General features: G+C 39.4%; 12 protein-coding genes. 7 read left to right on the forward strand and 5 right to left on the reverse strand.

From position 1 onward, the window contains the following. Positions 1 to 3: 3 nt before the first annotated feature. The 5 genes from CTN01_RS15855 (at position 4) to CTN01_RS22920 (ending at position 6,785) form a co-directional block, all read left to right on the forward strand. Entirely contained in the window at positions 4 to 1,986 is a 1,983-nt protein-coding gene (locus tag CTN01_RS15855; RefSeq protein WP_045148316.1) for a site-specific integrase, read from the forward strand. Next, positions 1,983 to 2,444, forward strand: a complete 462-nt coding sequence (locus CTN01_RS15860; RefSeq protein ID WP_045148317.1) for a hypothetical protein — start codon at positions 1,983 to 1,985, stop codon at positions 2,442 to 2,444. Before CTN01_RS15855 ends, CTN01_RS15860 begins: the two co-directional genes overlap by 4 nt. A 197-nt stretch (positions 2,445 to 2,641) precedes the next feature. Then, positions 2,642 to 4,480, forward strand: coding sequence for an AAA family ATPase (locus CTN01_RS15865; protein WP_045148319.1), 1,839 nt, complete (start codon positions 2,642 to 2,644; stop codon positions 4,478 to 4,480). 1 nt (position 4,481) lies between these two features. After that, a complete protein-coding gene (locus CTN01_RS15870; protein ID WP_045148320.1) occupies positions 4,482 to 5,372 on the forward strand; it encodes a sensor histidine kinase in 891 nt (296 codons plus the stop codon). Further along, positions 5,373 to 6,785: a response regulator gene (locus CTN01_RS22920; RefSeq protein ID WP_045148321.1), complete on the forward strand. Its 1,413-nt coding sequence runs from the start codon at positions 5,373 to 5,375 to the stop codon at positions 6,783 to 6,785. Between the two features lie 478 nt (positions 6,786 to 7,263). Here the strand turns inward: CTN01_RS22920 and CTN01_RS15880 are convergent, their stop codons facing one another. From CTN01_RS15880 to CTN01_RS15895, 4 genes are all read right to left on the reverse strand, one after another. After that, positions 7,264 to 8,247, reverse strand: coding sequence for an MBL fold metallo-hydrolase (locus tag CTN01_RS15880; RefSeq protein ID WP_045131974.1), 984 nt, complete (start codon positions 8,245 to 8,247; stop codon positions 7,264 to 7,266). 206 nt (positions 8,248 to 8,453) lie between these two features. Continuing rightward, positions 8,454 to 9,314: a KPN_02809 family neutral zinc metallopeptidase gene (gene ypfJ / locus CTN01_RS15885; protein WP_045148322.1), complete on the reverse strand. Its 861-nt coding sequence runs from the start codon at positions 9,312 to 9,314 to the stop codon at positions 8,454 to 8,456. Positions 9,315 to 9,491: 177 nt separating this feature from the next. Further along, on the reverse strand, positions 9,492 to 10,433 hold the full coding sequence (gene dusC, locus CTN01_RS15890; RefSeq protein ID WP_045148324.1) for a tRNA dihydrouridine(16) synthase DusC: 942 nt from the start codon (positions 10,431 to 10,433) through the stop codon (positions 9,492 to 9,494). 78 nt (positions 10,434 to 10,511) lie between these two features. Beyond that, complete coding sequence (locus CTN01_RS15895; RefSeq protein ID WP_107188272.1) at positions 10,512 to 11,189, reverse strand: NAD(P)H-binding protein; 678 nt, start codon at positions 11,187 to 11,189, stop codon at positions 10,512 to 10,514. Between the two features lie 244 nt (positions 11,190 to 11,433). On the opposite strand from CTN01_RS15895, the gene CTN01_RS15900 reads away from it, so the two are divergent. Together CTN01_RS15900 and CTN01_RS15905 are read left to right on the forward strand one after the other, a co-directional pair. Continuing rightward, positions 11,434 to 12,087, forward strand: a complete 654-nt coding sequence (locus CTN01_RS15900) for a YecA/YgfB family protein (RefSeq protein WP_045148325.1) — start codon at positions 11,434 to 11,436, stop codon at positions 12,085 to 12,087. Continuing rightward, complete coding sequence (locus CTN01_RS15905; RefSeq protein WP_045084020.1) at positions 12,087 to 12,494, forward strand: (deoxy)nucleoside triphosphate pyrophosphohydrolase; 408 nt, start codon at positions 12,087 to 12,089, stop codon at positions 12,492 to 12,494. The genes CTN01_RS15900 and CTN01_RS15905 overlap by 1 nt, the downstream gene beginning before the upstream one ends. Positions 12,495 to 12,562: 68 nt before the next feature. Here the strand turns inward: CTN01_RS15905 and dsbB are convergent, their stop codons facing one another. Then, on the reverse strand, positions 12,563 to 13,078 hold the full coding sequence (gene dsbB, locus CTN01_RS15910; RefSeq protein ID WP_045148411.1) for a disulfide bond formation protein DsbB: 516 nt from the start codon (positions 13,076 to 13,078) through the stop codon (positions 12,563 to 12,565). Positions 13,079 to 13,135: the final 57 nt, after the last annotated feature.

The following is a 13,135-nucleotide window of genomic DNA, read 5'->3' on the forward strand; positions in this document are numbered from 1 at the left end:
GGTATGTCTGAAAAACTTATACTGTTCTACCAAGATGTTGATCAAAATCCGTATGTGACGTTTAACTCAGACGGTGAGGGGGTATCCCGAATTTTTGATATCGACTGGAATTTTTATGCTTTAAACCAGAACAAAAAAACAATTTCTTTTAGACATATTGATAAAAAGTACTGTCAAGATATTCAGTATTACCTTTATATTCTGATGCAATGGCAAAAGAAGAACTCAAGCTCTGATTCCCATGCAGCTATTGGCACTTTGATAAATATTAGGAATAAATTAAACAGCCTTGCGACCCGTTGGGGGAAAAGTGATTTCAGCTTACTTTCGAGTGAACGAGAATGGAAAAGGTGTACAAAAAAGTTAGAAGGGGTTGGATCAGAAAGTACGTGTCAACTCATTGCTTCTGTTATTAACGCACTAAATAAAGCAGGGCTTGTGACACGTTATGTCCATAAACGAGAGTATATCAAGTGGGTTAATCCTGATGCCGCTGAGGGGCAAGCAATTGCATTTCCTGAAGCAATTCATGTCAGTATTTTGAAAACGGTTGTTGAGTTTGTGGAAACCTATCATCCGTATCGCCATCAGATATCAAAGGCGATGGAAAAGCTGTATAAGTATCAGGATGAAATGCTTAATGCTGAGCTTAAAGTGTTAGGTGTAAGTGCTCTAACTGAGAGGCAAATGAAGACAATCAGCGTAAAGATATCTCGCAGAACAAGTAAATGGTCTGAACGAAAAGCCATTCCTAATTTCTCATTTCATAGGCGTGGAAATTGGTTAGGCACATTGCTCAGGATGTGTTTTATCTGTATCGGTTTGTTCTCCGCAGCCCGAAAGGAAGAGCTACTCTCCATGAACAAAGAGAGCTATGACGATACATTAGCCGCAGTCTCCAAGGTCTCAGGGTTTTCGACAAAGGGAAATAAGGGCGAAAAGATTTATACGACTTGGAATACTGCACCTATTGCAAAGTTAGCGCTGGAGCTAGCTTTTGATGCCACGCAGGCCGCAAGGAAATATCAGTTAGAGCTACTGGATAATGGTTATCAAAATGGTCAGCTATCCAAAGACAAATATAACGCAATGCGACAAGACCTTGAAGGTGCCTTCATTTCCTCTGATATCCCTTATGACAGCTCGGTATTATTAAATAAATCGTCGCTACAGAGCACGCTTGTAGGCGTTGGTGATGCATTGAATATGAAAGAATTCAACATTATTGCGACCGCCGAAGACGTTGACGAATTCAACCAGTTAAATCCAAGCCGCGTAGGTAGCTTAAAGGTCGGAGGCGGTTTACCTAAGCTTACCCCTCACGATTTACGGCGGAGTTTTGTGGTATTTATGGTGAAGAACCGACTGGGCAATGCGCTTACAGTCAAATACCAGCTTAAGCACCGCAACATAAACATGTCCAATTGGTACGCAAATTATTCCGAGCTGGCGCGTACCAACCAACTGTTGATGGATACTCAGTTAATGAGTGAATTTGATGAAGCTATTGAAAGTTCAGCGGTCGACGCATGGGATGAGATTTACAACGTATCCAACACCTTAAGCGGTGCAGAAGGTGAACGCATAGCCCAGAGTAAAGCAGAGAGGCTGGCACAGGGAGAGGAAATTGTTATGTCCCGAAGTGAGTTGCTCGCTTTGGTAAGGTCTGGTGACAAATCCATTGTGTTACTTCCTACAGGGGGCTACTGCACCAACCGTAACTGTGAGCGCCTTTGCTCTCTGATGGATATTGTTGAAGCTCCCTGTGAGCATAAGGTAATCACTGATAAGGCGGCCAAAAGGCTTTCAAAGGAGCGGGACAACCTCATTGCTTCATTCAGGGCAATAAATGACATGGGTGATTATGCCAGTGAATTGATTCTGGATGCCAGAAAAAAGAAGATTCAGTCCATTGAACCTACATTGGTCAAACACAGCATCCCTTTTGATAGCTTCAATGATGATATTAAGGCGGTATGGTCATGAAAGTTGAATATAAGGCAACCTGCAAGGCAGAAGGGTTACTAGTCAATGCATTTCAGCGACTATTAGTTGGTAAGCCGCTTCATGTTAAGGCAACGGGTAAACTCACATTAAATCGAATCAATAAAGAAGCCCAGCTTGGTAATAGCTATGTCCATAAGTTCAAAGAGTTTGTGGCCTACGCCAAACCTGTTATCGATGAATACAACTTTAACCGCGATAAGGCGATGACAACAGGATTAGATATTGAGCTAGATGTTCCTTTGTCTGAACTTGACAGGCTAAAGCATGAATTAAAAAAAGCTAATGAGCTTAAGGATAAATATAGATTGCTACGAAACAATGCCATTGAGGCGCGAAAACAGTTAGAGGCTGAAAATGCTAGGTTACGATTTAGGGTGTTTGACCTTCAACAAGAGTTATCAGATGAAAATTCAGTTGTGACCCCAGTCAAGTTCTGAGACTGATGTGTCGATACAACTTGACTTGGTTGTTGAGCTTAAGTTACTGCTTTATAAAATAATATAGCTTTTTCATAGTGGTTCATTCACTCTTTCTGTAAATGGATTGTGGTGATAGACTACATGGATAGATACTAAATTATTTACTCCCACTCTGGAGCGCATTTTGTCAACTTGAGTGACTTGAGGGTTCAGTTTTGATTATAAAAAACTTAAAGGTTGAAGAAGGTTTTTTTAATAACCTCGATCTAGATTTTTCTACAGGACTAAATGTGCTGGTAGGTGGTCGAGGTGTGGGGAAAACCTCTATTATAGAATTACTTCGATTCGGGTTAGGTGCTACCAGTCTATCAGGGGAAGGGGCGTCATCTTCAGCCACACATGCCCTATCAATACTCCAATCATCCGGAAGGGTAACTATAGAACTTGAACTTCCGTCTGGTGAAGAGATTAGTATTTCTAAATCAGCCCAAGAGAATACCCCTTTAGTCGGAGCTTCTTATGTTCCTCCAATTATTTTCTCACAGAAAGAGATTGAAACGGTTGGTGTAAGTAAAGCTGGCCGTTTGGCTTTGATTGATAGTTTTTTACCTGATGTAGAAAACACGAAAGAGCTTATAAAGCAATCTAATTTTGTTTTGAGAAGTCTTTGTGCTAATTATCACTCTGCCAAACAAGAGCTAACTGATCTGATAGAGAAAACTTCAGATGAGAAGAACTTAAAAGAGCGAGAGCTAAGTCTTCAGAAAATGCATGAGGATCACCAAAAAGCAAACAAAAGGCTTCTAAAGAGTGAGGGAAATATATCAAGAGTACAACAGAAATTAGCCACTATCTCCGTTAATATTCAAAACTTATTGACAGTTAAAGAGTCTGTTGTAAGAAGAGTAAGTACATTAAATTCGATCTTTACTTTCGATGATAGTGATTTTTCCAGTTTGTTGTTAGATTTTGATAAGCCCCTTTATTCATCATTGATATCTCGTCGAGAGCAAGATGAAATGATGCTTCAAGCAATACTAGATAACAATAAATCGTCTTTGAAAGAAATTGATGATCATTTAAGTTTATTGCAACTCCAAAAGACTGAACTTGAGAAAGAAGCACGTAAAACCAGAGCCGAAGTAGATAGTTTTACAGAAGGCGCTGGTGCAATGTTAAGTGAACTGGGACGCGTAAGGGAGCAACTTGCTCAAGTAGCTAACTATACCCATATCGCGAATCAAAAGAGTGCTCAGGTAAATGATTTATATAATCAAATACAAGATCAACTATTAAAAACCTATGAATTAAAAGATGCAATTTACAAATCTAGACTAGATGTCGTGCAGCATTTGAACACAAATCTTCAGCCAAATGTAACAGTCGTTTGCCGCCAACAAACAAATCTATCTGAGTACTCATCAAACTTAGAGGCTGCATTAAGAGGTTCTGGGCTTAAATATAAGGAACTGTTGGAGAAGATTACTAATAATGTAAGTCCACAATGGCTTCTTTATTATACTGCAGCTAATAAGTTTGAAGAATTTTCTAGTGCGCTAAATATACCTGTAGATAGAGCTGCACGACTACTTGGGCATCTATCTGAAATTGATCTAGGGTTAGTGCTGTCTTCTAATATAGAAGATGTTGTTGACTGTATGCTTCTAGATCATGGTAAATATAAAAGTATTGGAGAGCTATCGATCGGCCAGAGATGCACAGTAGCTCTGTCAATAATTTTAGAAAATAAAAATAGGGTACTTGTTATAGATCAGCCAGAGGACCATTTAGACAATGAGTTTATTGTAAATACTCTGATTAAGGCAATCCGACAGAGAGCCGATCTAGCTCAGACTATTCTTTCTAGTCATAATGCAAATATTCCAGTCTTAGGGAATGCGTCTCGAGTTATTAACTTAGACTCTAATGGTCGAAAAGGCTTTGTTAAAACTTTTGGTGGCATCAATGAAGCTGCAGTGAAGAATAGCATTGAGTCGATTATGGAAGGGGGAAAGGAAGCTTTCCAACATCGTTCAACTTTTTACTCGAGCTAAAATGACTATTTTTGACATAATCAATGAGATCAAGGGCCTTACTCCAGAAGCTCAACATGAACAATTTAAGAAACTCAAAACTTCTCTTTCGAAACAAGAGTTACGCCAAATTGCTGATGAAGCCCATACGATTGATCCTCCTTGGTTTCGGAATGCTCTTTTAAAAGCTATTGAGCTTAGAACTCCGATTCTTGTTGATGAAGCACAACCCGAAGTTAAAGGAGATGTAGCTTACAATATTGAAGAGATTCGTAGTGAAGCCGTAGCGGAGAGTATCGGCCAAATTGTTCATGAGTTATCTCCAATAATTGGTTCTTTAGAGCTATCTGCAGCTAGAGAGTTACAGTCATATGATAATTCTCGCACAAAAAGAGAAATAGGAAGGCTACAAGAAATGGTAGAGATGTTCTCTGCTTGGCGACGTGCAGAGCAACGACCTAATTACCGAAAGGTAAATGTATATTCATTAGTTTATGATGAAGTTCAAAGAGGTTGTGATAAAGCTCCTGATATTGAAATAGTAGTTAATATTGATGATGATCTTAGTTTTGATTTGGATTGCTCATTAACACAAACAATTATATCCAATGCTCTTAGAAATGCGATTGAATCAACTAAGCAAGTACTTCACAGAAGTCCTAGAGGAATATTAGTTAGTTCCGGCCTAACAGACACACACTTTTGGTTATCTGTAATCGACGATGGTATAGGGCTACCAGAGTCTGAAGAGGTTTTACTCAAGAGTAGGTATACGACTAAAGTTGGTAATACTGGATTAGGTCTTTCTATTGTAAATAAATCGATTTCATCAATGAATGGTACTTGGAACTTAAAGAACTCTTTACCTAATGGTGCAGAGTTCTACTTTGAAATACCGCGTGGAGAAAACTAATTGAAAGTACTACATGTAGAAGACAACGTTGCGTGGTTCAATGAAACTATACTTCCTGAACTGAATGAATTTTGTGAAGTAGTTGATCATGCAGTTCACTTTTCTGCTGCTACTGAAAAACTTGAGCATAATACATATGACTACATTATTGTTGATCAATCTATACCTATAGACGATAGTGGTTCATCTCCAGACATATCAAATGGTATTCGTTTTGCAGACCATGTTAGAGATAAATCGCCTGGTACTCCATTATTGATTTTAACTGGGCAAGATAGAGACGAAGTTACTGAGAGATATGTAGAAGACCAAGAGCGTGTGATTTTTTGGGACGGGCAAGATAGAGGTCTTGTTAAAGTTCGCTCTAAAAGTCGACTGCTTTCTGCGCTAAGCTTGATTCAGGAAGCCGCCAAAGAACTTTCTCACGTAGAAAGTATTGAATTAGATATCGAAGGAAGTTTATCACTTAAGCACCTTCATAAAAGAGTCATCAAAATTTTTGCCAAGCGTAACGGGGCTGTTGCTGCGAAAGTTGAAGCATTAGGTGGAGGCCTATCTTCTTCAGCAGTGTTGAGAGTAACTTTAATAAATAGTTCTCTTCAACCTTTTCAACATGCGTTAGCCAAAATTGATCGGAAAACTGAAGTTGTAAAAGATGCATCAAATTATACAAACTATATTCAGAAGCTTCCGGTAGGAAGTTTTCCTACATTGTTAGGACGATACTTTGCTGGGTGTGCTGATATGCAAGGGGTCTTCTATCAATTTGCAAGTGACTATTCAGCAGATTATTTTGATGTTTTAGTTCAAGATCATGCTAGGGCTAAAATAGCTTTAGAACATGTTTTTCAGATATTAGATTGTTGGGAGCAGGCTAGAATGGCGAGTAGCGTCCAACTTAGAGACATTAGAAGGAAATTATGTAGCGACCAAAAGTTTGCAGATTTGCAAGAGCAATTCTCAGATATAGATTTTGAAGCTCTTGAAAGAATGCAGATTCAGGTGTATCAGTCTATTCAACATGGGGACTTGCATGGTAAGAATATATTACTCACTGATTCTGGAGTGCAACCCATTCTGATTGATTACGGTGATATTCAAGAAGCACCTTGTGTACTGGATGTTGTTACGCTTGAGTTGAGTCCTTACTTTCATCCTGATATAGCTGATAATTTTCGACCAAATCCAGACTACTTTGAGTTTTGGTTTGATGACTCGAAATATATAAATAATTCACCTTTTCCTGAAATCGCGAAATTCCTTCGAGAGAAGAAACAGGAGCGGGCAATATTGAATAAGGGATACGTAGCGACAGTTTATGCATATGCTTTAAGACAGCTTACATATAAAGATACGGATCACCAAACTGCAACTTCTTTGGTGTACGCAGCAACAAAAAAATTAACTCAGTAGTAGGGTGTTTATAGATTTCATAACATTAGTGGTGAAATCTATAATAGTCTCTCGAGCTATGTTTGAAATACTACGTTTCAAACTGTTGTTTTTAGATCAGGCCTATATGTGATTTTACTTTCTTATACAAAGTAATTTTTGTCTAGCTTCATTGCAGGTAGTTATTCTGACTCCTCAGGTCAACTGTACGAATAAATCATGATTAATCAGGGCCAGTGTTAGATCGAGATGAGCAACTACAAGTAAATGTACCTCATTTGAACGTTGAGAATTTATTGGATCAATTCTCAACTTTTTCCCCGAAGATTCCTAAAAAATCAGAAATCGCTCCATCCCTCGTCATAACTCGCTTCTCTCATGATTCATAAAAAACAAAGTTAATTATTGGAAGAAACAAATCATCCTTTACGTCGTTGATTTTAAAAATATATTAAAGGCTCGTTATCTAACGAGCCTTTTTGTTTATTTTTACAATAATCTAAAGCAGCGTTCTATCGCCTTGCTCAGTGAAGATAAAATTAACGCCTAGTTTATTATCGGCTTGAAGCTCTTGCTCTATAACGGTTTGTGGATTCGTGCCTTTTTTTAAGCTGTGCTTAATGTGTGTGATGATCACATTAAGATCTTTTAATGGTTGTTCACCGCCAACATAGCCTGCCAATGAATCTAATTCTGTGAGTAACCATCTAGGTGTTAGGTGACCAAAGAGTAATTTATCAGGTGTGCTATTGCTAAAAGAAGTCTCAATGAAGATCCCTTTTAGTTTCTTTTGCTGAATATACGGTGCAATCTGCTGCCAAATAGTATCTAACGCTGTGCTTTTTTCTACTGCGTCAGGACCAGTATCCCCTAAATAAATGACCACTTCGTTGGCGGCATTTTTAAATAAGAATGCGGTAGATTCTGCACCTGAGTGGCTTAATGGAAAGGCTTTTACTTTTAATTCGGTATTGGCAACGGGCAACCACTGGTTGATAGTCAGTGTTGCTAATTCATATTTGCCGAGTTTAAAGCCTTCACCTTGACTCGTAAAATTAGGCCATGCTTTCCAATTAAAATAATCTTGGCTGATAGTTTGATGAACAGATGGAAGGGCATAAATAGGTTTTTTACTGTCATCTGGTGAAGCAATAATAAGTCCTGCGATGTGATCAAGATGGGCATGACTAATGAAGTAGCCTTGAATTTTCTGGGTTAGGATATAACCTTCTTGGGTATAAGGGCTGGATATAGGTACCATCATGTCACTAAACGCATCTTTATTAGTCGCAGCGATAAGCCCATTGACAATGCTACCTGCATCTAAGGTTATGTAATTGTTGTCGGTGTTTGATTTCAGCATAAATGCGGTAAGGTTGCCGTCTTGGATCCCACCTTTAGCGCCAAGTGTAATAACATCAAACCCTGCAAAGCTGAACGATGAATAGCAACACAGTGCAGCCATAATTAAATGTTTGTTCATAAAAATCCATACTGATAAGAAATGATTTTAGTGCTTTTAAGCGCTAAAACGTAACTTGAAAGAGTCCTAATACAGCGAGATATATACAAAAGACTCGGTTGAGAGCAAAGTGATTTTTATAAGAAGTGAGAGATAGCTGAAATAAAAAATAGCCTAATAAATAAGTATGCTTATTAGGCTATTTAGTGAAGGGGTTACTGAAGTAGTTACAACGTGTTAAAAGTATTACATTGACGAGGATCGCCAGTTGTTAGTCCTTTCTTAAACCATTCAATACGTTGTGCAGAGGTGCCATGTGTAAAACCGTCAGGTTGAACGGCATGGCCTGCCATTTTCTGTAAATGGTCATCGCCTACCGAGCTTGCAGCTTTGATGCCTTCATCAATATCTCCAGCCTCAAGTATGCCTTGTTGATTGACGTAATGTTCCCATACGCCAGCATAACAGTCTGCTTGTAATTCAAGTTTTACACTTAAACGGTTGGCTTCGACTTTGCTGCTACGTTGCTGCATTTGATGTACTTTGGTACTGATGCCTAATAGGTTTTGTACATGATGTCCTACTTCGTGAGCGATAACATAAGCAAAAGCAAAATCACCGGGGGCGCCTAGTTTTTTAAGCTCGTTCATAAAGCTTAAATCCAAATACACTTTTTGATCTGCTGGGCAATAAAATGGACCTGATTGCGCTGAGCCTGTGCCACAAGCTGTTTGGGTTACATTATTGTAAAGCACTAGCTTGGGTGGTTGGTATTTACCATCAAGGATCTTATCCCAGACGGTTTCAGTTGTGCCTAACACAGCTGCGACAAATTGCTTATTTTCGTCATTTTGTGTTGTTGGTTGAGAAGATGGAGTGGATTGTTGCAATCCCATCATGTCTCCGCCAGTAAAGTGTTGATACGCTAAAAATAAGCCACCGACAACAAGAATAATTCTGCCCATCTTTGTTTTAATTAAAAAAGGAATAAAGCGAAGTAAACCGCTCATCGGCAATCCCGCTTGAGTCGAACCTTGGCCTCGACGATCTTCAATATTGGTACTTCGGCGGGAGTTTTTCCAACGCATAGTGGATCCTTAATAAACATAGCATTATCAATAAATAATGGCCTACATTTACGCACAAGTGTGAATTTTTTCTTATGGTAGAAAAGCATGCTGTTTTAGTGCGATAAATGGGGGAGAATTCAATAATGGTGAAAGGTAAAAGAAGACAGCCCAATAAGATTGGGCTATAAATGAAGGTTATTGCTGCTGCGCGCGCTGAAGCACTTCGATAATTGGTGCTGCTTTATTTAAGGCACGAATATCGGTGAATAATAATTTGGCTTGAGGGTACTCATGACGCAGGTAAGAGAACCATTGCTTTACGCGGTTAGGGTAGTAAAGCCCTTTATCTCCTTTGATCTCAAACTGAGAGTAAACTAATAGTAAAGCGAGTACGTCTTCCCAACTCATATGCGCTTGATTATGTTTTACGACATTACCTAAATTTGGCAAATTAAGCGCGCCGCGACAGACCATTAATGCATCTGTATTGGTGGTAGATAGGCATGCTTGACCATCCTGATAATTCCAGACTTCGCCATTAGCAATAATAGGGATAGTGACACTTTGTTTAAGCTGCTTAATATAATCCCATTTAATAGTCTCTGCGCGGTAACCATCTTCTTTAGTACGCGCATGAACCACCATTTCATCTGCGCCAGCTTGGGCAATAGCATCTGCAATTTCAAAACATTGGGCAGGATCATCCCAGCCTAAACGTATTTTTGCCGTTAAAGGTTTAACGGGATTGACAGCAGCTCGACAAGCTTTAACTATTTGATAAATACGCTCAGGCTCTTTTAGCAAAACTGCGCCACCACGGCTTTTATTGACTGCTTTTGCTGGACAACCAAAGTTAATATCAACGCCTGCAGAGCCTAGTGAACATGCACGCTGCGCATTTTCAGCCATCCAGTTAGGATCTTGTCCTAAAATTTGTACCCGAACAGGCGTACCTGAGCGTGTTTTTCCACCTTGACGTAACTCGGGACATAAGCGATAGAAAACACTGCTAGGCAATAGGCTATCAATGACACGGACAAATTCGGTGACACAAAGATCATAGTCATTAATTTCAGTCAGCATCTCGCGCATTAAATGGTCTAAGACGCCTTCCATCGGGCCTAAAATAACTCGCATAGTGGTTATAGCTCTGCTCGGTAATACATATAAGGGGCAAGATTCTAGTGCGAGAGGGTTAATTTGTCACCATTGATTTTAAATAGTGCGGAGTTGATGACCCGAAACTATGGTTCTTTGCTCAAGTTGATGTTTTTGACAAGATAGCGCCATTTTTACCATGCTACGTGCCACGTACTCTGCAGGTATTGGGGAGAAATGCTTTAGAGGACCGACAACCAATGGATTGATCACATCAAAAACGTGTTGCAATAATTGCTCGTCAGTACGAATTTCACTACGTTCACCTTTTAAAGGGCCTGGTCGAATAAAAATGCAGTGTTCAAACCCCATCTTAGTGATTGCTTGCTCCATTTTTCCTTTGCAGCGTAAGTAATGGGAAGGAGAGTGGCTTGATGCACCAAGGCTTGATACTACAATAATGTGTTTAACGCCTAGGTTTTTCATTGTTGTAGCGACATCTTTTACCAAATCGAGATCAACTGCGGCAAGTGCTGATTTACTGCCAGCCTTGCGTTTTGTCGTTCCTAAACAAATAAAACCATATTGTGGCTGAGGCGTTTCGTGCTCCCAGCTATTAATCCGAAGAAGCGGATCAATGATTTGGTGTAATTTACTGCTGTGAAACGGTAAGTCACGACGAGATAGAGCATAAATATGTTTAAATCTTTTATTGGCAAGTAGCTGGTGTAAGAGTTCATCTCCAACTAAACCACTCGCGCCAGCAATGATTGCATTTAAATCGTGATTATCCATGGCTATTCCCATCGCATAGATTATAAATGATGACATTTATCTGTAATTAAACAGAATATATGTTTAATTTCGCTGAACTGCATCAAATATCAAGTAATTAGCATAATAAATTTTTAATTAGCACTACTTACATTGTTATCAGAAACAATCAATATTGCGTTTTTTTCTACTCAATAAGTGATGATATGAAGTTAAAGGATGAGTTCAGGTATAATGACGGTAGAAACTTTTATTGGAAATTATCATGAATACATTAATGACACTCCCAACAGGTTGGGATGGCATGTCTGCTCCTTTTATTGAAGGCGCGTTATTTGCTGCAAATGCAAACCCGAAACCTATGGAACCTGAGATTTGGTTACCTGTGTTATTAACTGGTGTTGTCACTGAAGATAGTAATATAGCGCTATCAGAGACCGATAAAGTTGCCGTATTAAATCACTTTGAAATGCTGTATCGCACAGTAAAAGCCGGTGAATACCAATTACCGGTAGAGCTTAAATGGCAAGAAAGTGGTGATACAAACGTGGCACTTTCACAGTTTGCTCAAGGCTTTTTAGCCGTTTGGCATTACATTGAGCCAAACTGGGAAGAGATGTCTATTTCAGATGGCACAATGCGCATGTTATCAGCATTACTGACAACGTTAATGTTATGTGTTGATGAAGCGGGTACTCTGGAACAAATGGAGCAAGCGGGCGTGACAGGAATGCCAGCACCAAGTGAGCTTTATTCGCAACTACCATTGATGCTAACTGAAGTGATGATGGCAGCGGATCAACTTCAAATTGGCGCAGGAGCTCAAGCGATTAATCCTTATAAAAATATTGGTCGTAATGATCCTTGCCCATGTGATAGTGGTAAGAAATTCAAACAGTGCTGCGGTAAGTCACATTAATGCAAAAGCTTAAAACAATCGTTGTTGTTGCGGGAGTTATTGAGAAAGAAGGTAAGTACCTACTTGCTCAGCGATTAGATAATGCGAGCCAAGGTGGTTTATGGGAATTTCCTGGCGGTAAAGTTGAAGTGGGGGAATTACCAGAGCATGCATTAGAGCGTGAGCTTATGGAAGAGTTAGCGATCACGACTAAAACACAGCAATGGCTGGCTGATAGTGTGTTTGATTACGGTGATAAAACCATTGAATTAAAAGGTTATTTAACTCGATGGTGTGAAGGCGATATTGTATTAAATACGCATCAAGCAATGGTGTGGGTGAGTTTAAACGAATTTAAACGCTATACATTATGTCCTGCTGATTACCCTATTCTGACCGCCTTAGAACAAAGCGCATTAACGAAGTAAGTACTAACAAAAAAGCGAAGCCTACATTGTAGTCTTCGCTTTTTCTGTCTTATTTATTCGCTGCTAACTTAAGCTGATTTCTTACCGAAGAACTGCGCGATAACCATGACTGCCCAAACAATAAGATTTCCCGCAAAAATAACAACCAACCATTGTGGCATTGTTAGTGTTAAGAAATGCCAAACAATTTTGGCACAATCACCGTATGCTTCAAACATCCAAGGAGCCCAATGGTTTATTGGCGCCCAGGCTGGAAATTGGACGAATAAATCACAGGTTGCAAACGGTGATGGGTTTAGCTGAAAACCCACATGTTGATAGGCCAATACAACACCGCGGTATGCACAATATCCCCAACCGGCTAAACCAATCCAACGGAAAAACGCATTTTGAGGGGCGAGAAGACCAACAATAGCGGCAAAACCGATCCCCATCATAGCGACACGTTCATAAACACACATCACACACGGTGCAAGGTTCATTACATGTTGGAAGAATAGGGCACAACCTTCAAAGATAAATATAGAAAGAAGTAGTAGCAGCCATGCTAAACGTGATTTTGAAAAGGTATTGAGGTATTGCATCATCGATACTCTACGTACTAATTAAGATAAAAGAAAACCCTGAACTATCAGGGTTTT

The sequence above is a fragment of the Photobacterium angustum genome (genome assembly GCF_003026365.1).
GTDB classification, from domain to species: Bacteria; Pseudomonadota; Gammaproteobacteria; order Enterobacterales; family Vibrionaceae; genus Photobacterium; species Photobacterium angustum.